Raw genomic sequence first — 18,615 nt, forward strand, 5'->3', positions numbered from 1 at the left:
GGGTCCAAGTCGCCCGCATCATCACCCTCTCGGGGCTTAAGCGGACTTCTTGCTGTTCTTGTCGTCGTCGACCTCGGTGAATTCCGCGTCGACGACGTCGTCCTTGGCCGCGTCCTTCTTGGCGTCGGCCTCGGCCTGCTGCTTGTACATGGCCTCACCGAGCTTCATCGAAGCCTGGGCCAGCGTGTTGGTCTTGGCCTTGATCGCCTCGGCGTCGTCGCCCTTCAGCGCTTCCTTGAGGTCGCTGACGGCGTCCTCGATGGCGCGGCGCTCGCTCTCGGCCACCTTCGAGCCGTGCTCGGCCAGGGCCTTCTCGGTCGAATGCACCAGACCATCCGCCTCGTTCTTGGCGGTGACGGCCTCGCGGCGCTTCTTGTCCGCCTCGGCATTGGCCTCGGCGTCCTTGACCATCTTCTCGATGTCGGCTTCCGACAGGCCGCCGGAGGCCTGGATGCGAATCTGCTGCTCCTTGCCCGTGGCCTTGTCCTTGGCCGAGACGTTGACGATGCCGTTGGCGTCGATGTCGAAGGTCACCTCGATCTGCGGCATGCCGCGCGGAGCCGGCGGAATGCCCATCAGGTCGAACTGACCGAGCATCTTATTGTCGGCCGCCATTTCACGCTCGCCCTGGAAGACGCGGATGGTGACCGCGTTCTGGTTGTCCTCGGCGGTCGAGAACACCTGGCTCTTCTTGGTCGGGATCGTGGTATTGCGGTCGATGATACGGGTGAACACGCCGCCCAGCGTCTCGATGCCCAGCGACAGCGGGGTCACGTCGAGCAGCAGCACGTCCTTGACGTCGCCCTGGAGCACGCCGGCCTGGATCGCAGCGCCGATCGCCACGACTTCGTCCGGGTTGACGCCCTTGTGCGGCTCCTTGCCGAACAGCTGCTTGACGACTTCCTGGACCTTCGGCATGCGCGACATGCCGCCGACCAGCACGACTTCGCCGATCTCACCGGCGGTCACGCCGGCATCCTTCAGCGCCTTGCGGCAGGGCTCGACGGTCTTCTGCACGAGGTCGTCGACCAGCGCCTCGAACTTGGCGCGGGTGAGCTTCATCGTCAGATGCTTCGGACCGGTCTGGTCCGCAGTAATGAACGGCAGGTTGATCTCGGTCTGCGTCGTCGAGGACAGCTCGATCTTGGCCTTCTCGGCGGCTTCCTTCAGGCGCTGCAACGCGAGCTTGTCGTTGCGCAGGTTGATGCCCTGCTCCTTCTGGAATTCGTCGGCGAGATAACCCACGAGGCGCATGTCGAAGTCTTCACCGCCGAGGAAGGTGTCGCCGTTGGTCGACTTCACCTCGAACACGCCGTCGCCGATTTCGAGGATGGAGATATCGAACGTGCCGCCGCCGAGGTCATAGACGGCGATCGTGCCGGCCTTGGTCTTGTCGAGGCCGTAGGCGAGCGCGGCCGCGGTCGGCTCGTTGATGATTCGCAGCACTTCGAGGCCCGCGATCTTGCCAGCGTCCTTGGTCGCCTGGCGCTGGGCGTCGTTGAAGTAGGCGGGAACGGTGATGACGGCCTGATCGACCTTCTGGCCGAGATGGGCTTCCGCGGTCTCCTTCATCTTCTGCAGGATGAACGCCGAGACCTGCGAGGGCGAGTAGGTCTGGCCGTCGGCCTCGACCCAGGCGTCGCCGTTGGAAGCCTTCACGATCTTGTAGGGAACGAGCTTCTTGTCCTTCTCGACCATCGGGTCGTCGTAGCGGCGGCCGATGAGGCGCTTCACTGCGAAGAAGGTGCGCTCGGGATTGGTGACGGCCTGGCGCTTGGCCGGCTGGCCGACGAGACGCTCACCGTCGTCCGTGACGGCGACGATCGAGGGCGTCGTGCGCATGCCTTCGGAATTCTCGATGACTTTGGCGTTCTTGCCGTCCATCACGGCGACGCACGAATTCGTGGTGCCGAGGTCGATCCCAATGACCTTTCCCATGGTCCTGATATCCTTCTTTTTGCGGCAGGTTGGCTGGGCCCAGAAGGCACCCAAACCGAAACCCCCTAAGATCAAACATCCGCGATATTGCGATGATTGAGGCTCATATAGGAGGGGGGGAGGGGCCCGCAAGGACCGAAGCTACGTTTCTGCGGCTAAAACATCCGGTTCTGGAAGATCATATCCGGTCTTCACCGCACTTGCGGGTGAGGAATTATTAACAGGTTCGGGCTTCGGCAAGCCCCCGCTACCGCGGCCCCGTCCGCCCTGTCGCCGCAAGCCCAAACCCGCTAAAAGGCGGACCGGCCAGGCAGCCGCCAATGCCGCCCCGCGCGACAAAGCGGCCCTGCGGCCGACCATCGAACGGCCTCAATGTGAACCAATCAGAGTGCCCATGAAGCTGATCCGCCCCCTCGCCGCGCTCGCCCTTCTCGCCGCCTCCGCGCTTCCGGCCCTCGCCGCCGACGCCGTGTTTCCGCCCGGCTTGCGTCTTGGCATGGTGCCTCTGGTCGGCCTCAACACGGCCAAGACCTTTCCGGGCTTCGAAAGCGAGGACGGCAGCGTCAAGGTGCTGGTCACCGAGCTGCCGCCGGCCGCCTATGGCGAGGTCGTGAGCGCCTTCAATTCCAATCCGGCCGGAGCGAACGGCGTCAAGCAGGACAAGGTCGAGACCCCCGCCGGCCTTGCCTATTTCACCACCGAGACCGGCAAGGCCGGCGACACCCCGGTGAAGCGCTACTCGATGATCGTGCCGGGCGCCGGCTTCTCGGGCTATGTCGCGGTCCAGGTCCCGGAGAATGCGACCAAGATCTACACCGACGAGGCGGTACGGCAGATGTTCGCGACCGCCACCACCCGAAGGCAGGTCTCGGCCGAGGAGCAGATCGCGCTGATGCCGTTCAAGATCACCGATCTCGCCGACTTCAAGGACATCCGCACGCTGGCGCCGGGCGCCAGCATTATTCTCGCCGACGGCAATGAGAGCGCGGGCTATGAATCGAAGCCGTTCATGATCCTCGGCCTGATCGCCGCAACTCCGCAAGCCGCCGAGGACCGCGCCCGTTTCGCCCAGGAGGCCGCGCTGCAGATCCCCGGCGTGCGCGAATCCCGCGTCACCATGTCGGAGCCGATCCGCATCAACGGCCAGCAAGGTTTCGAGACCCGGATCGACGGCGTCATCGGCAAGGACAAGACGCCGGTGACCGTGGTGCAGTGGATCCGTTTCTCGAGCGGCGGCGCTTCGCTGCGCATCATCGCCAGCGCCCCACGCGACCAGTGGCAGGCCGCCTTCACCCGCTTCCGCGCCGTGCGCGACGGGATTCAGCCGAAGGGGTAGCGCGGCGGCCGCGCAACACATTCGGCGTCATCCCCGCCTAGTGCGCAATTGCGCACGGGGGCGGGGATCCATACCGCGTGATCTCGCGGTTGCAGTCGGTCGCAGTCCCGCGAAGAGTCTTCGCCAAACTTCTCCCTGGGGTTATGGATCCCGGGCTCGCGCTATGCGCGCCCCGGGATGACGCTGCTGCGGGTCACCAGCCCAACCCCTCACCAGTCCCGGCCGCATTTTCGGGCTTCTGTTCGTATACGAACGGAACTAGGCTTCGCTCCCGTTGGATCACCTTTAGGGGAGGCGAACGATGCTGGATCGGCGACAAGTCTTGGCAATGCTTGGAACGACGGCGCTGGCGACGCTGGCGCCGAGTGCACTCTTTGCAGCGGCACCGATCAAACCTGACGAGACCTCCGCGCTGCTCGTGATCGACGTGCAGAACTGCTTCCTGCCGGGCGGCAGCCTCGCCGTGAAGGACGGCGAGCAGGTGGTGCCCGTCATCAACAAGATCTCGAAGGCGTTCGCAAACGTGGTGATGACGCAGGACTGGCACACGCCGGGCCACGTTTCATTTGCCTCGGTCCACTCCGGCAAGAAGCCGTTCGAGACCGTCGATCTTCCCTACGGCAAGCAGGTGCTGTGGCCCGACCATTGCGTGCAGGGCACCGACGGCGCGGCGCTGTCCAAGGACCTCGCCATCCCGCACGCCGAGCTCATCATCCGCAAGGGTTTTCACAAGAACGTCGACAGCTATTCGGCCTTCCTCGAGGCCGACGGCAAGACCTCGACAGGCCTTGCCGGATATCTGAAGGGACGCAAGATCAAGCGCGTCTTCGTCGCAGGGCTAGCGACGGATTTCTGCGTCGCCTGGACCGCGCTCGATGCGCGCAAGGCGGGCTTCGAGGTCTATGTGGTGGAAGACGCCTGCCGCGGCATCGACACCCAGGGCTCGCTCGCCAAGGCCTGGGCCGATATGGCCAAGGCCCGCGTGAAGCGGATCCAGTCGAGCGATATTGCGGTGAGCGCGTAAAGCAGCGCGCTATCCTTCCGTCATTCCGGGGCGCGCGTCAGCGCGAGCCCGGAATCCATTGCGCGGTTGTCTCTGCTGCTTGATGGATTCCGGGCTCGCGACTTCGTCGCGCCCCGGAATGACAGCAACAATCAGTTCGGCGCGCTGCTCGATTCGTTGTTGTTCGCCGCGGCCGCTGGCTTTGCGCCGCCCTTGGCGACGCCGACCAGCGCCGGGCGCAGCACGCGCTCGCCGATGGTGTAGCCGGCCTGCATGATCTGCACCACGGTGCCCGACGGCACCGACGGATCGGGCACTTCGTACATCGCCTGGTGGAAGTTCGGGTCGAACTTCTGTCCCTGCGGATCGAGCTTCTTCACGCCGTGCTTTTCCAACGCGCTATGCAGCGCGCGCTCGGTGAGCTCGACGCCCTCGATCAGCGAGGTCAGGCCGGGATCGGCGGTGGCACGCGCCTCGGCCGGGACGGCGTCGAGCGCGCGCTGAAGATTGTCGGCGATGTCGAGCACGTCGCGGGCAAAGCCGGTGATGCCGTAGAGGCGGGCGTCGGCGACTTCCTTGGTGGTGCGCTTGCGCAGATTTTCCATCTCGGCCAGCGTCCGCAGCATGCGATCGCGCGCCTCGGCGACCTCCTTCTGCAGGGTCTCGACCGAGCCGGGCTCGGGATCGTCGGGCATGATGTAGGGCTTTGACGCCACGGGCTCGCCAGTCGGCGCGGCCGCGTCTTCGGGTTGCCGGTCTCGATCGGTCATCGGCTCTCTTCTCGAACTCGTCTGGACTCAAGGTGGTCTGGGATTGTTGGCCCGCATATCGTGCTTTGGGCCGCGAAAATCAAGCGCCCGTGATCGGCGGAAAGGCCGGTCAGCCCCCCAAAAGGCGGCTGACGATGCGGGCGGCGTAGTCCACCGTCGGGATCACGCGGGCATAATTCAGCCGCGTCGGGCCGATCACGCCGAGGACGCCGACGATGTGACCGGCGGCATCCCGATAGGGCGCAATGATGGTGGAGGACCCCGAGAGCGAGAACAGCTTGTTCTCGCTGCCGATGAAGATGCGCACGCCCTCGGCCGTTTCGGCCCGGCCGAGCAGATCGATCACGCCGCGCTTGGTCTCGAGATCGTCGAACAACAGGCGCACCCGCTCCAGATCCTCCAGCGCGTGCAGATCTTCGAGCAGATTGGCATGGCCGCGCACGATGAGCTGGCGGTCCTCGTTCTCGCCGCCGGACCAGCTGGCGATTCCGGCGGAAATCACCTTCTGTGCGAGCTGGTCGAGCTCGGCGCGGGCCTCGGCCAGCGCCGTCTCGAGCTCGAGCCGCGCCTCGGCCAGGGTGCGGCCGCGGATTCGCGCATTGAGGAAATTGCCGGCTTCGGTGATCGCCGAGGAGGGAACTCCAGGGGGCAGCGTCAGCACACGGTTCTCGACCTGACCGTCCTCGCCGACGAGGATGACCAGGGCCTTCTCCGGTTCCAGGCGGACGAATTCGATGTGCTTGAGCCGTGCATTGGACTTTGGCGTCAGCACCACCGCCGCGGCCCGCGTCAGCCCGGACAGCCGCGTCAGCGCCTGGTCCAGCGCCGCCTCGACCGAGTGGGCCTGGCCTACGGACGTGAGCTGGCTCTGGATCGACTGCCGTTCGGCCTCGTTGAGGTCGCCGACCTGCATCAAGGCATCGACGAAGAAGCGCAGGCCGAGTTCCGTCGGCAGCCGGCCGGCGGAAGTGTGCGGCGCATAGATCAGGCCGAGCTGTTCCAGATCGGCCATGACGTTGCGGACCGAGGCCGGCGACAGCGGCATGGCGATCAGGCGCGAGATATTGCGCGAGCCCACGGGCTCACCGGTCGCGAGGTAACTTTCGACAATTTGACGAAAGATATCGCGGGAACGCTCGTTGAGCTGGGCGAGGCCTGCGCGCGGCGCGATCAGATGGATCGGATCGTGATGGGCCACAGCGGTAACTCCTCTCAGATCCTCATAATTTGTCCATCCCGGGCGCTTCTGACAAGCGTGGCGTTTGTCGGCCCGGAATCAGGGGCCGAATAAGCCCTTGCCGCCCACCTTCGCCCCACCTACAAGCACCGCCAACAGCCTTTCCCGTGAGTTTTGGAGGATTTCCCATGCGGCCAAGCCGCCGTGCGCCCGACGAATTGCGCCCCGTGACGCTGGAGCGCGGTGTGGTCAAATATGCGGAAGGCTCCTGCCTGGTGAAGTTCGGCGACACCCATGTGCTGGTCACCGCCACGCTGGAGGACCGCTTGCCACCGTGGCTGAAGGGCCAGGGCCGCGGCTGGGTCACCGCCGAATACGGCATGTTGCCGCGCGCCACCTCGGAACGCACTCGCCGCGAGGCCGCCGCCGGCAAGCAGAGCGGCCGCACCGTCGAGATCCAGCGCCTGATCGGCCGCTCGCTGCGCACCATCGTCGACCTCGAGGCCCTCGGCGAGCGCCAGATCACGGTCGATTGCGACGTGCTGCAGGCCGACGGCGGCACGCGCACGGCCTCGATCACGGGCGCCTGGGTCGCACTGGCCGACTGCATCAACTGGATGAAGGCGCGCAACATGATCAAGGCCAACGTCATGCGCGACAACGTCGCCGCGATCTCCTGCGGCATCTACAACGGCACGCCGGTGCTCGACCTCGATTATGCCGAGGATTCGGAAGCCGAGACCGACGCCAATTTCGTCATGACCGGCGACGGCCGCATCATCGAGGTGCAGGGCACGGCGGAACGCGAACCGTTCACGGAAGCCGAGTTCCTGGCGCTGATGGCATTGGCGCGCAAGGGCGTCGCGCGTCTCGTGGACTTGCAGAAACTGGCTGTCGCGTAGTCAATAGGCCCATGCACCGCCGAATCACCGGAAAGCTCGTCATCGCCACCCACAATCCCGGCAAGCTGGCCGAGATGCGGGAGCTGCTCGCGCCCCACGGCGTCGAGGCGGTGTCGGCCGGCGAGCTCGGCCTCGCCGAGCCGGAGGAGACCGGCAACGATTTCCGCAGCAACGCCGCGATCAAGGCGATCGCGGCGGCACAGGCGACCAAGCTTCCCGCCTTCGCCGACGATTCCGGCATCGTGGTCGACGCGCTCGACGGCGCACCCGGCATCTACAGCGCGCGCTGGGCCGGCCCTTCCAAGGATTTCAACGCGGCGATGGCGCAGATCGAGCGCCTGTTGCAGGAGCGCGGCGCCACCACCGCGGACCGCCGCAGAGCGCATTTCGTCTCCGCGCTCTGCGTGGCCTGGCCCGACCATCACCTCGAACAGGTCGAGGCGCGCGTTGACGGCACCCTGGTCTGGCCGCCGCGCGGTAATGCCGGCTTCGGCTACGATCCGATGTTCCTGCCCGATGGCCACGACCGCACCTTCGGCGAGATGGAGAGCATCGAGAAGCACGGCCTGCCGCCGCTCGGTCTCGGCCTGTCGCACCGCGCCCGCGCCTTCGTGAAACTGGCGGAGATCTGCCTTGAGCCGCGCTAAGGAAGCCGCCTTCGGCGTCTACGTGCACTGGCCGTTCTGCCTGTCGAAGTGTCCTTATTGCGACTTCAACAGCCATGTCCGCCACGCCGCGATCGACGAAGCGCGCTTTGCCTCCGCGTTCGCGCGTGAGATCGAAACGACCGCGGCGCGTGCGCCGGGCCGCGAAGTCACCTCGATCTTCCTTGGCGGCGGCACGCCATCCCTGATGCAGCCCGCAACGGTCGGCGCGGTGCTCGATGCGATCGGCAAGCACTGGACCGTCGCGAGCGACGTCGAAGTCACGCTCGAAGCCAACCCGACCAGCGTCGAGGCCACGCGCTTTGCCGGCTATCGCAGCGCCGGCGTCAACCGCGTCTCGCTCGGCGTGCAGGCGCTCGATGACGCCTCGCTGAAGGCGCTGGGACGCCTGCACAGCGCGCGCGAGGCGCTCGATGCCGTCGCCATCGCGCGCCGTTCGTTCGACCGCTATTCGTTCGACCTGATCTATGCCCGCCCCGACCAGACGCCGGCGATGTGGGCCGATGAGCTGCGCCTCGCCATCGATGAAGCGGCCGAGCATCTGTCGCTTTATCAACTGACGATCGAGGAAGGCACGCCGTTCTTCGGCCTGCACCAGGCCGGCAAGTTGAAGACGCCGGATGAAGCGGTCGCGCGCGCGCTTTACGACGTCACGCAGGAGACCTGCGACAAGCTCGGGCTGCCCGCCTACGAGATCTCCAATCACGCGCGGCGCGGCGCCGAGTGCCGGCACAATCTGGTGTATTGGCGCGGCGAGGAATATGCAGGCGTCGGCCCCGGCGCGCATGGCCGCCTCGACATCGACGGTGTCAGACACGCGACCGCCACCGAGAAGCGTCCCGAAGCCTGGCTGATGCGGGTCGAGACCAATGGCCATGGCATCGTCACCGACGAGCTGCTCAACAGCGAGGAACGCGCCGACGAATTCCTGCTGATGGGATTGCGTCTCGCGGAAGGCATCGACCCCGAGCGTTACAAGGCGCTCTCCGGCCGTCCGCTCGATCCCAAGCGCATCGCGCTCTTGCGCGAAGAAGGCGCGATCATTGTGGATGCGACGGGCCGCCTGCGCGTGACCAGCAGTGGATTTCCGGTGCTGGATGCAGTGGTCGCGGATCTCGCAGCATAACGCGCTGCTGTAGGGTGGGCAAAGCGAAGCGTGCCCACGCAACTGCACGCGATTAGCTGAGAGATGGTGGGCACGGCGCAAGTGCGCCTTTGCCCACCCTACGGCACCGTCGTCCGGAGCTACGCTCCAAAGCTCTTCGGCGAGCCTGCAACCGCGACGCCGCCGCCTTGCGTCACCTTCATCACCGCAAGACCGCGTTCGTTGGTGCCGTCCGCGCGGAAGCGGAACAGGCCGTCAATGCCGGCGAAGCCTGAGGGATTGGTGAGCACGTCGGGCGAGAACCGCGTGGTGCCTTGCGTGCGCGCGAGCGCGGCGACGAGAGCGACGGCGTCGTAGGCGAGCGTCGCGGTGCGGATCGGCTCGGCGCCGTATTTGGTGCGGTAGCGGCCGGAGAAAGCGCGGAAGCCGGCCGGGTCGGGCGCAGCGTAAAGGCCACCCTGGAGCGCGGCGCTGGCATAGACGCGCGGATTGTCCCACAGGCCGGTGCCGAGCAGCTGGATGTTGCGCAGATTCGCGCCCGCGGCCGTCATCGCGTCGGCCACCGTCACCACGGCATCGCCGTCATCGGCGATGAACAGCGCGTCCGCGCTGCCGAGCTGCTGTGCCACGGTGCGCGCCGGCGTGGCGCGGTCGGCGCCGTATCGCTCGAAAGCGACGATGCGTCCGCCACGGCGCGGCGCCGCCGCCTTCACCGCGGCCTCGACGACATTGCCATAGGCATTGTCGGGCACGAGCACGGCGAGCGAGCGCTTTCCGATGCTGGCAGAATATTCGACGATGCGATTGACGTCGGATTCCGGCAGGAACGAGAGCAGATAGACGCCGCGGCCGGCGATGCTGGAATCGGTCGAGAAGGCGATGACGGAAATGCCGCGCGTGCGCGCGACCTGCGCCACCGCCGGCACCGATTGCGCGAACAGCGGCCCGAGGATGATCTCGGCGCCTTCGTCGACCGCCTGCTGCGCGCCGGCCTGGGCGCCTTGCGGGCTGCCGTTGTCGTCCTTGATCAGGAGCTGGATGTTCGGGTTCTGGAACTCGGCCAGCGCCATCTCGGCGGCATTGCGCATGGATTGCGCGGCAAGGCCGGCATTGCCGGCCGCGGACAGCGGCAGGATCACGGCGACCTTGACCCCGCCGGTGCCAGCGGTCGTCGCCTGCTGCGGCGGGCCGGCCGGCTGGGCCGGCGGTGCCGAGCTCGAGAACGGGTTGGAGAACTGGCTGAGGCTCTGCTGCACGCCGGCACAGGCCGACAGCAGGGGCGCGCCGAGCAACAGGCCGAGCGCGCTCCGGCGGGTCGCCCCCGACATCAGGGACCCCGGAATGGGAGACTTAGGAAAACGCGGGCCCACCATGGCAGCTTCTCTTCTGACCCGCCATCGCCGGCCGGTCATGATCTTCCTTCCACGGCGCAGGCCGCGGATTCAGGCATATTGTCGGCAAATAGTTAACCAAAACAAAAGGATAATAGCCGCTTAACGCGGCCGCCTTCCTGTCCCGGCAGCTGTTCGCCGTCGCTAACCCAGCATCAAGGCGGAGTTTCCGTCGCGAATATGGCGCGAGGCCCCTCACCCCCTCCCGACGTGATCCCGACCGATCACATTCCCGTCCGTTCCCAGCCCCTCATCTCGCCACGATCTTTTTCGGCGAGCCGGTTCCCAGCCTCAGCGATCGTGCCTAAGTTGACTTCATTATGCGCGCAAAGCCGGCCCCGATAAATACGTCTGAAGCTCAAGAGGCCGCCTCGCGCGGTTTCTCCATCGATGCCCATCGGCTCACGGCGCCGAAGGCGGCACCGGGCCTGCATCTGGTCGCAACCCCGATCGGCAATCTCGGCGACATCACGCTGCGGGCGCTCCAGACCCTCGCCGGCGTCGATGTCATCGCCTGCGAGGACACAAGAATCACCCGGCGCCTGACCGAGCGCTACGCCATCGCGGCGCAGCTCAAGCAATATCACGAGCACAATGCGGAAGCCGCCCGTCCAAAAATCCTGGAGGCGCTCGCGGCCGGCGGCTCGGTCGCGCTGGTCTCGGATGCCGGCACGCCGCTGATCTCCGATCCCGGCTTCAAGCTGGTGCGCGAGGTCTGCGCCGCCGGCCACGCCGTGCACGCGCTGCCGGGCCCGTCCTCCGTCCTCGCCGCGCTGTCGGTGGCGGCGCTGCCGACCGACCGCTTCTTCTTCGAGGGTTTCCTGCCGGCGAAATCCGCCGCGCGCCGCGCCCGCCTGGCCGAGCTCGCGCGCATCGACGCGACGCTGGTGATGTTCGAATCAGGAAACCGGATGCAGGCCACCTTGACCGATCTCGCCGAGATCATGGGTGAGCGGGACGCCGCAATCTGCCGCGAACTGACCAAGCTGCACGAGGAGGTCAGGCGCGCTCCCCTCGCCGAGCTGGCGCGGCAGGCGGACGCGCCGGAGACGCGCGGCGAGTTCGTCCTGGTGATCGGCCCGCCGCCCGCGGATGCCGAGGTGCTGACGATGGATGCGCTCGATGGTCTCCTGCGCGAGCAGCTGGCCGCCCACAGCGTCAAGGATGCCGTGGCGCACGCCGTCGCGCTCTCGGGCCGGCCGCGCCGCGAGGTCTATGCCCGCGCGCTCGAGCTCGCCAAGACTCTGCACAAGCATTCGCGGGGCGGCGATGGCGAAGACTGAGATCCCGAAGACTGAGATTCCAAGGGAACCAAAGGCCGCCTCGCCCGAACGCGTCGCCGCGTTCCACACCGGCATCTCCGCGGAAAGCCGCGCCGCCGCCTATCTCATGGCCAAGGGCTATCGCATTCTGGCCAAGCGCTACCGCACGGCGCATGGCGAGATCGACATCGTGGCGCGCCGCCGCAACCTGATCGCGTTCGTCGAGGTCAAGGCGCGCGCGACGCTGGACGATGCCGCCTTTGCCGTGACGCCGCGCCAGCAGCAGCGCATCATCGATGCCGCGCAAGGCTGGCTCGTCGCGCATCCCGAGCATGCCGAATTCGAATTGCGATTCGACGCCATGCTGATTGCGCCGCGCTCACTTCCGCGCCATGTGTTGGCAGCATTCGACGCCTCGACCTGAAAGGCAGACCATGAAACTGAACGTCGCCGTCCAGATGGACCCCATCGCCCGCATCAACATCAAGGGCGATTCCACCTTCGCGCTGCTGCTGGAGGCTCAGAAGCGCGGCCATGGCCTGTCCTATTACACGCCCGACAAGCTCTCGATGGTCGGCGAGGAGATCGTGGCCCCCGTTCACCTCCTGACCGTGCGCGACGAGCCCGGCAACCACTTCACGCTCGGGGAGCCCAGGCGCGAGGCGCTGAACGGCTTCGACGTGGTGCTGCTGCGGCAGGATCCGCCGTTCGACCTCGCCTACATCACCTCGACGCATCTTCTGGAGCGCATCCATCCGAAGACGCTGGTGGTCAACGATCCCGCCTCGGTCCGCAACGCGCCGGAAAAGCTGTTTGTGATGAACTTCCCGCAGCTGATGCCGCCGACGCTGATCTCGCGCGACGTCGATGAGATCAACGCGTTTCGCGACAAGCATGGCGCCGTCGTGATGAAGCCGCTGCACGGCCATGGCGGCGCGGCGGTGTTCCGCGTGATGCCGCAGGACATGAATTTCGGCTCGCTGTTCGACATGTTCTCCGTGACGTTCAGGGAGCCGTGGGTGATCCAGCAATTCATCCCGGAGGTGAGGCACGGCGACAAGCGCATCATCCTGGTCAACGGCGAATTCGCCGGCGCGGTGAACCGCGTGCCGGCCGCCGACGACCTCCGCTCCAACATGGTGCGCGGCGGCGCGGCGCAGGAGACCGAGCTCACTCCGCGCGAGCGCGAGATCTGCGCCACCCTCGGCCCGGCCTTGCGCGAGCGCGGCCTGTTGTTCGTCGGGATCGACGTCATCAACGGCAACCTCACCGAGATCAACGTGACCTCCCCCACCGGCATCCGCGCCATCGCGCGGCTCGGTGGCCCTGACGTCGCCGCGAAGATCTGGGACGTGATCGAAGCAAAGCGGAAGAAATAGGTCCTGCTCGTAGCCCGGATGGAGCGGAGCGAAATCCGGGGCCTCACTACGGACTCCGCGGCCCCGGATTGCGCTCCGCTCCATCCGGGCTACGGACGATGCGCGCGGCATAACCCGCGGCTCACTAACCACCCATTCACCATGACGCTCTCCGCCTCGGGCCAACGCACGAGCGCGCTCTGCGTGAAACTACGGGGCCGCTGGCCGACTGGATAACGCCGCGTTCACCATCTGCCGAGAACCCGCATCGCTGCCGGTCGGCGCGCTCGGCCTCGCAACACCCCTTATACTTTTACTCCCTACTCATCGACACGGGGGAACCCGCCAGGTGCGGTTCGCGTGCCCCGCGTATGAGTAAAGCGTATGAACACCGCACGCATTGTCGTTCTCGTCATCGCGCTGGCCGCCGGCGGCGTCGCTGCGTATCTGGCGAGCGGCTATCAGAATGCCCCCGCGCCCGTTGAGGCCGTCGTCGAGAAGCTGCCGACGGTCGAAGTCCTCATCGCCAAGAACGACATCCAGCTCGGCCAGGCGCTCAAGCCTGACGATCTGCAATGGCAGACCTGGCCGGCGGCGACCGCGAGCAGCGCCTTCATCCGCCGTGACAACAGGCCCGAGGCGCAGAGCCAGATCGCCGGCTCGATCGCGCGCGTCCCCCTGATGCAGGGCGAGCCGATCCGCGAGCAGAAGCTGGTCAGGGCTGAAGGCTCCGGCTTCATGGCCGCGATCCTGCCTTCCGGCATGCGCGCCGTTTCGACCGAGATCTCCGCCGAGACCGGCGCCGGCGGCTTCATCCTGCCGAACGACCGCGTCGACATCGTGCTGACACGTCGCCTGAAGAATCCCGATACCAACGGCCCGACCGCCGGCAACGACCTCATCGTGTCCGAAGTCATCCTGACCAACGTCCGCGTGCTCGCGATCGACCAGGCGCCGAAGGAAAAGGACGGTCAGACCGCCGTGGTCGGCAAGACCGTCACGCTCGAACTCAAGCCCGACCAGGTCGCCACGCTTTCAGCCGCGCGCCAGGGCGGCACGCTCCAGCTTGCGCTGCGAAGCATCGTCGATGCCAACGCGACGGAAGTCACCGTCGAGGACCAGGGGGCAAAGCGCTCCGCAGGCATCGACGTCATCCGCTACGGCGTGCAGACGCGGCAACTGACGTCACAGAAGTGATGGGGACATGATGAATTACGGGGATGATCGGACGGGCCTGCGCATTCGGGGGAAGCGCGCGCGCTCGTTCTTTGCGGGGACGATGCTGATGCTGGGGCTGCTCGCAGCGCCCGGTTGCGTCGACGCCGCCGACGCGCCGGTCGGCGACCAGGCGCCGATCCAGGCGCCGGATCTCGGTGTGTCGCCGGTCGCGACGATCGCGCCGGCGCGGACGCGCTTTCTCTCGCTCGGCATCGGTAAATCCGTCGTCATCGACCTGCCCCGCGAAGTCAAGGACGTGCTGGTGGCCGATCCCAAGATCGCCAATGCGGTGATTCGCTCGGCCCAGCGCGCCTACATCATCGGTGGTCAGGTCGGCCAGACCAACGTCGTCTTCTTCGCCGCCGACGGCCAGCAGGTCGCCTCCTATGACATCGCGGTCAAGCGCGATCTCAACGGCATGCGCACGGCCCTGCGCCAGTCGCTGCCGGGCGTGCAGATCGAAGGCGTCGGCGACAGCGTGATGCTGACCGGATCGGTGTCGAGCCCGGTCGAGGCGCAGCAGGCCGGCGACGTCGCCGCAAAGCTGGTCGGCGGATCGGACAAGGTCGTCAACAACATCGTCGTGCGCGGCCGCGACCAGGTGATGCTCAAGGTCGTCGTCGGCGAAGTGCGCCGCGACATCGTCAAGCAGCTCGGCGTCGATCTCAGCGCCAGCCTGAATGCCGGCACGGCCGTGGTGAATTTCAACAATTCCAACCCGTTCTCGGTCTCGGGCGGGCCGATCGTCGGCAGCAACGGGCTCGGCGTCGCCGGCCTCGCCAAGGGCGTTGCCACCGTCAGCGCCACCATGCGCGCGATGGAAAGCGCCGGTGTGATGCGGACGCTCGCCGAACCCAGCCTGACCGCGATCTCGGGCGAATCCGCCACCTTCATCGCCGGCGGCGAATTCCCGATCCCCGCAGGCTATTCCTGCGACCCGGTCACCCACGTCTGTACCACCCAGGTCACCTACAAGAAGTTCGGCATCTCCCTGAACTTCACCCCGGTCGTGCTGAGCGAAGGCCGCATCAGCCTGCGCGTGATGACCGAGGTCTCGGAGCTGTCCAACACCAACTCGATCACGTTGACGCAGGCGGTGTCCTCGACCTCGAGCAACTCGATCACCATTCCCTCGATCCAGACCCGCCGCGCCGAGACCACGCTCGAGATTCCCTCGGGCGGCTCGATGGCGATGGCCGGCCTGATCCAGCAGCAGACCAAGCAGGCAATCAACGGCCTGCCCGGCGTCGACCAGGTGCCGATCATCGGCGCGCTGTTCCGCAGCCAGGACTTCGTCAACAACGAGACCGAGCTGATGGTGATCGTGACGCCCTATGTGGTGCGCGCGGTCGCGCAGAAGGAATTGTCGCGGCCCGACGACGGCTTCGCACCGGCCTCCGATGCGCAGACGGCGCTGCTCGGCCGCATGAACCGGCTCTATGGCACCACGCGGCGCGTCGATCCGATCAACGGCGCGCCCGGCGATTTCGGCTTCATCATCGACTGAGGCGAACGGTTTGGGGACCGCGGCAAGCAATGGGGCAAGGAACGGTGCAAGAGGGGACCGGGCGATGACGACAACATCTGCCGATCGACGTCGCGGCTTTGGGATCGCGCTGGCATTGACCGGGCTGTCCTTGATGCTCGGCGCCTGCAACACCGCCGGCGACATCACTCAGACAGTACCGACCGACTACCGCCAGCGCCACCCGATCGCGGTGCAGGAGGGCCGGAAGTCGATCGTGATCTTCGTCGGCACGGCGCGCGGCGGCCTGTCGGCCGCGCAGCATTCGGATGTCGCCGGCATTGCGCGGGACTGGATGCGCGAAGGCACCGGCTCCGTCGTCGTCGACGTCCCCGTCGACAGCGCAAATTCACGCGCGGCGGCCGCGACCTATCGTGAAATCCGCTCGGTGCTCACATCCGGCGGCGTGCCGGCGCGCGCCATCGTGCAGCATCCCTATCGCCCTGAAGACCCCGGGCTGCTGCCCACCATCCGCCTCAGCTACTCGAAGATCACCGCGGTCGCGGGTCCCTGCGGTCTGTGGCCGGAAGACATCGGTCCCTCCATCCTCGATCCCGGCTACAACGAGAACCGGCCCTATTTCAATCTGGGCTGCGCCAGCCAGCGCAACCTCGCGGCAATGATCGACAACCCCGCCGACCTCGAGCAGCCGCGATCCGAGACGCCGGCCTACACCGCGCGGCGCGACATCGCCTTCGAGCGCTATCGCAAGGGCACCGCGGTCGCGACACCCAACCCCGACGCCGACAAGGCCAAGCTCAGCGATACCGGCAAATGACACGGCTCCACGACGAAGATTCGGACGACCTAGGGCACCCCGAGGAACACATTGCGCCGGTTCCTCGCATCTCCGTGCAGGCCTTTTGCGAGACCGAGCAGACGCTCCAAGCGGTGACCGCAGCGGGGCAGGACCGCCGGCTCGCCAAGGCGCACCTCACCGCCAAGGACGGCGGCCTTGCCGCGGCGATCGAAGTCTATGAATCGATGCCGACGCCGAACGTGATCGTGATCGAATCCGACGGCACGCGCGACATCCTCGAGGGATTGGACGATCTCGCCGGCGTCTGCGACCCCGGCACCCGCGTGGTCGTGATCGGCAATCCCAACGACACGGCGCCCTATCGCGAGCTGGTGCGCCGCGGCGTCAACGATTACGTAATCGGACCGGTCGAGACCCTCGACGTCGTCCGCTCGATCTGCAGCCTGTTCTCGGCCTCCGAGGCCATCATCACCGGCCGCGTCATCGCAGTGGTCGGCGCCAAGGGCGGCGTCGGCGCCTCCACCGTCGCGCACAACGTGGCCTGGACCATCGCCCGCGACCTTTCGCTCGATTCGGTCGTGATCGACCTCGACCTCGCCTTCGGCACGGCGAGCCTCGACTACAACCAGGATCCGGTCCAAGGCATCGCCAACGCGGTGCTGTCGCAGGACCGGCCGGACACGGCGCTGATGGAGCGCCTGCTCGCCAAATGCACCGAGCGCCTCAGCCTGCTCGCTGCGCCTGCCTCTCTCGACCGCGTCTACGATTTCGGCGCCGAAGCGTTCGACGCCGTGTTCGACACGCTACGCATGACCACGCCCTGCATCGTGCTCGACGTTCCCCACCAATGGTCCGGCTGGACGCGTCGCGCGCTGGTGAACGCCGACGACATCGTGATCGTCGCCGAGCCCGATCTCGCCAACCTGCGCAACACCAAGAACATGCTGACCGTGCTGAAGGCGGCACGACCGAACGACCGGCCGCCGCTGTACTGCATCAACCAGGTCGGCATGCACAAGCGCGCGGAGATCGACGTCAAGGCCTTCGCCAAGACCATGGAGAGCCAGCCGATCGCGGTGATCCCGTTCGATTCGAAGCTGTTCTCGACCGCGGCCAATAACGGCCAGATGATCGCGGAAGTCGCCAAGAACCACCGCACCACCGCGCTGTTTCAGACCATGGCGAACCGCCTCGCCGGCCGCGGCGAGGTGAAGAAGCCGAAGCGCTCGCTGCTGGAGCCGCTGCTGAAGAAGCTGAAGGGCCGGTCGGGCCGCCCATCGGCTCCGCACCGCAAGGCGTCGTAGCCGCGACAGCGTTTTCGCCTCGCGAGAACGCGACGAGCAGGAATGCCGTCGGCTGGCGGGTTACTTCTCGGCCTGCTGCTGCTTCTTCGCCAGCATTTGCCGCAGCGCCGTGACTTTGGCCGCCGCCTGGTCCGGCGGCAGATCTGCCTTGACCAGGATTTCAGCCTCGGCCTGGCGGCCCTGCAATCCCAGCACGAGCGCGAGGTTGGCACGAATCCGCGAATCGTTCTGATTGCGCTGATGGGCGCGGCCGAGGATCTGCTCGGCGCGCGGCAGATTGTTCTGGAGCATGTAGGACAGGCCGAGATTGGACAGCACCTGCGGCTCGTCGGGCACGATCTTCAGGGCGCTCGCGTAATATTGCTGCGCCTCCTCGTGGCGGCCGAGCTGATCGAGCGCCGCGCCTTGCGCCGACAGGATGCGCCAGTCGGGATCCTCGGGCGAATGCGCGCGGCTGAGAACGTCGAAGGCCTGCTGGAAATTGCCGCTGTCGGCGAGCGCGCGGCCATAGCCGGCGAGCAGCGCCTTGTTGCTGGGATGGGCGAGCACGGCCTGCTCCAGCACCGCGACCGCCTGGGCGCGCTGGCCGGTCTCGCGCAGTGCCTTGCCGTATTCGATCGCCATTGCGGGATCGCCGGGCTTGGCGCGGTAACGCGCGCGCAAGGCGTCCATGTCCGGCTTGGGATCCGTCTTGACGGTCGTTTCCGACCTGATGCCGAGCGCGCCGGTGACATCCTCGACGCCGGCGGTCTGGCAGCCGCCGAGGACGAGCACCAGCAGTGCGGGAGACAGCAATCTCGCCGGCGGAAAGGCGAGAGACGAACGCTTGGACATACTCTGATCACTCGGCAACTGATCAGAGATGCTTACCGATTAACGCTAAAGTCCCGTTAAGGACGCG

At 66.6% G+C, this 18,615-nt stretch carries 17 protein-coding genes; 12 read left to right on the plus strand and 5 right to left on the minus strand.

Features of this window, described 5'->3' with window-relative positions:
• Positions 1–36: 36 nt before the first annotated feature.
• The gene (gene dnaK / locus DCM79_RS06045; RefSeq protein ID WP_257179082.1) at positions 37–1,938 is read right to left on the minus strand and encodes a molecular chaperone DnaK; all 1,902 of its coding nucleotides are present in this window, start codon (positions 1,936–1,938) and stop codon (positions 37–39) included.
• A 394-nt stretch (positions 1,939–2,332) separates the two neighbouring features.
• Between dnaK and DCM79_RS06050 the strand changes: the two genes are divergently transcribed.
• The gene (locus DCM79_RS06050; protein ID WP_257179083.1) at positions 2,333–3,274 is read left to right on the plus strand and encodes a hypothetical protein; all 942 of its coding nucleotides are present in this window, start codon (positions 2,333–2,335) and stop codon (positions 3,272–3,274) included.
• Between the two features lie 301 nt (positions 3,275–3,575).
• Positions 3,576–4,298 (plus strand): bifunctional nicotinamidase/pyrazinamidase, encoded by a 723-nt coding sequence (pncA, locus tag DCM79_RS06055; protein WP_257179084.1) that lies wholly within the window; start codon positions 3,576–3,578, stop codon positions 4,296–4,298.
• Positions 4,299–4,429: 131 nt separating this feature from the next.
• On the opposite strand, the gene grpE is transcribed toward pncA, so the two are convergent.
• Complete coding sequence (gene grpE / locus DCM79_RS06060; protein WP_257179085.1) at positions 4,430–5,047, minus strand: nucleotide exchange factor GrpE; 618 nt, start codon at positions 5,045–5,047, stop codon at positions 4,430–4,432.
• 109 nt (positions 5,048–5,156) lie between these two features.
• Positions 5,157–6,245, minus strand: coding sequence for a heat-inducible transcriptional repressor HrcA (gene hrcA / locus DCM79_RS06065; protein ID WP_028133542.1), 1,089 nt, complete (start codon positions 6,243–6,245; stop codon positions 5,157–5,159).
• A 167-nt stretch (positions 6,246–6,412) separates the two neighbouring features.
• Here hrcA and rph point away from each other — a divergent pair, with 167 nt between their 5' ends.
• Genes rph through hemW form a run of 3 tightly spaced genes read left to right on the plus strand, consistent with a single transcriptional unit; the run spans position 6,413 to position 8,917 of the window.
• Complete coding sequence (rph, locus tag DCM79_RS06070) at positions 6,413–7,126, plus strand: ribonuclease PH (RefSeq protein ID WP_257179086.1); 714 nt, start codon at positions 6,413–6,415, stop codon at positions 7,124–7,126.
• Positions 7,127–7,137: 11 nt separating this feature from the next.
• Positions 7,138–7,773: an RdgB/HAM1 family non-canonical purine NTP pyrophosphatase gene (gene rdgB / locus DCM79_RS06075; RefSeq protein WP_257179087.1), complete on the plus strand. Its 636-nt coding sequence runs from the start codon at positions 7,138–7,140 to the stop codon at positions 7,771–7,773.
• Entirely contained in the window at positions 7,760–8,917 is a 1,158-nt protein-coding gene (gene hemW, locus DCM79_RS06080; protein WP_257179088.1) for a radical SAM family heme chaperone HemW, read from the plus strand. Before rdgB ends, hemW begins: the two co-directional genes overlap by 14 nt.
• A gap of 119 nt (positions 8,918–9,036) precedes the next feature.
• On the opposite strand, the gene DCM79_RS06085 is transcribed toward hemW, so the two are convergent.
• Positions 9,037–10,269, minus strand: coding sequence for a penicillin-binding protein activator (locus DCM79_RS06085; RefSeq protein ID WP_257179089.1), 1,233 nt, complete (start codon positions 10,267–10,269; stop codon positions 9,037–9,039).
• Positions 10,270–10,607: 338 nt separating this feature from the next.
• On the opposite strand from DCM79_RS06085, the gene rsmI reads away from it, so the two are divergent.
• The 7 genes from rsmI to DCM79_RS06120 all read left to right on the plus strand — a co-directional run bounded on the left by rsmI (position 10,608) and on the right by DCM79_RS06120 (position 17,714).
• Positions 10,608–11,570 carry a 16S rRNA (cytidine(1402)-2'-O)-methyltransferase gene (gene rsmI, locus DCM79_RS06090; protein WP_257179090.1) on the plus strand — a complete coding sequence of 321 codons (963 nt, stop codon included), beginning with the start codon at positions 10,608–10,610 and terminating at the stop codon, positions 11,568–11,570.
• The gene (locus tag DCM79_RS06095; RefSeq protein ID WP_257179091.1) at positions 11,557–11,973 is read left to right on the plus strand and encodes a YraN family protein; all 417 of its coding nucleotides are present in this window, start codon (positions 11,557–11,559) and stop codon (positions 11,971–11,973) included. The genes rsmI and DCM79_RS06095 overlap by 14 nt, the downstream gene beginning before the upstream one ends.
• Before the next feature lie 10 nt (positions 11,974–11,983).
• Positions 11,984–12,928: a glutathione synthase gene (gshB, locus tag DCM79_RS06100; protein ID WP_257179092.1), complete on the plus strand. Its 945-nt coding sequence runs from the start codon at positions 11,984–11,986 to the stop codon at positions 12,926–12,928.
• A 363-nt stretch (positions 12,929–13,291) separates the two neighbouring features.
• Positions 13,292–14,104: a Flp pilus assembly protein CpaB gene (cpaB, locus tag DCM79_RS06105; RefSeq protein ID WP_257179093.1), complete on the plus strand. Its 813-nt coding sequence runs from the start codon at positions 13,292–13,294 to the stop codon at positions 14,102–14,104.
• A 10-nt stretch (positions 14,105–14,114) separates the two neighbouring features.
• Complete coding sequence (locus tag DCM79_RS06110; protein ID WP_257180706.1) at positions 14,115–15,632, plus strand: type II and III secretion system protein family protein; 1,518 nt, start codon at positions 14,115–14,117, stop codon at positions 15,630–15,632.
• A gap of 64 nt (positions 15,633–15,696) precedes the next feature.
• A complete protein-coding gene (locus DCM79_RS06115) occupies positions 15,697–16,428 on the plus strand; it encodes a CpaD family pilus assembly protein (protein WP_257179094.1) in 732 nt (243 codons plus the stop codon).
• Positions 16,425–17,714 carry an AAA family ATPase gene (locus tag DCM79_RS06120; RefSeq protein ID WP_028133531.1) on the plus strand — a complete coding sequence of 430 codons (1,290 nt, stop codon included), beginning with the start codon at positions 16,425–16,427 and terminating at the stop codon, positions 17,712–17,714. Before DCM79_RS06115 ends, DCM79_RS06120 begins: the two co-directional genes overlap by 4 nt.
• A 60-nt stretch (positions 17,715–17,774) precedes the next feature.
• On the opposite strand, the gene DCM79_RS06125 is transcribed toward DCM79_RS06120, so the two are convergent.
• Entirely contained in the window at positions 17,775–18,548 is a 774-nt protein-coding gene (locus tag DCM79_RS06125) for a tetratricopeptide repeat protein (RefSeq protein WP_257179095.1), read from the minus strand.
• Positions 18,549–18,615 lie beyond the last annotated feature (67 nt).

The sequence above is a fragment of the Bradyrhizobium sp. WBOS07 genome (assembly GCF_024585165.1).
GTDB classification, from domain to species: Bacteria; Pseudomonadota; Alphaproteobacteria; order Rhizobiales; family Xanthobacteraceae; genus Bradyrhizobium; species Bradyrhizobium japonicum_B.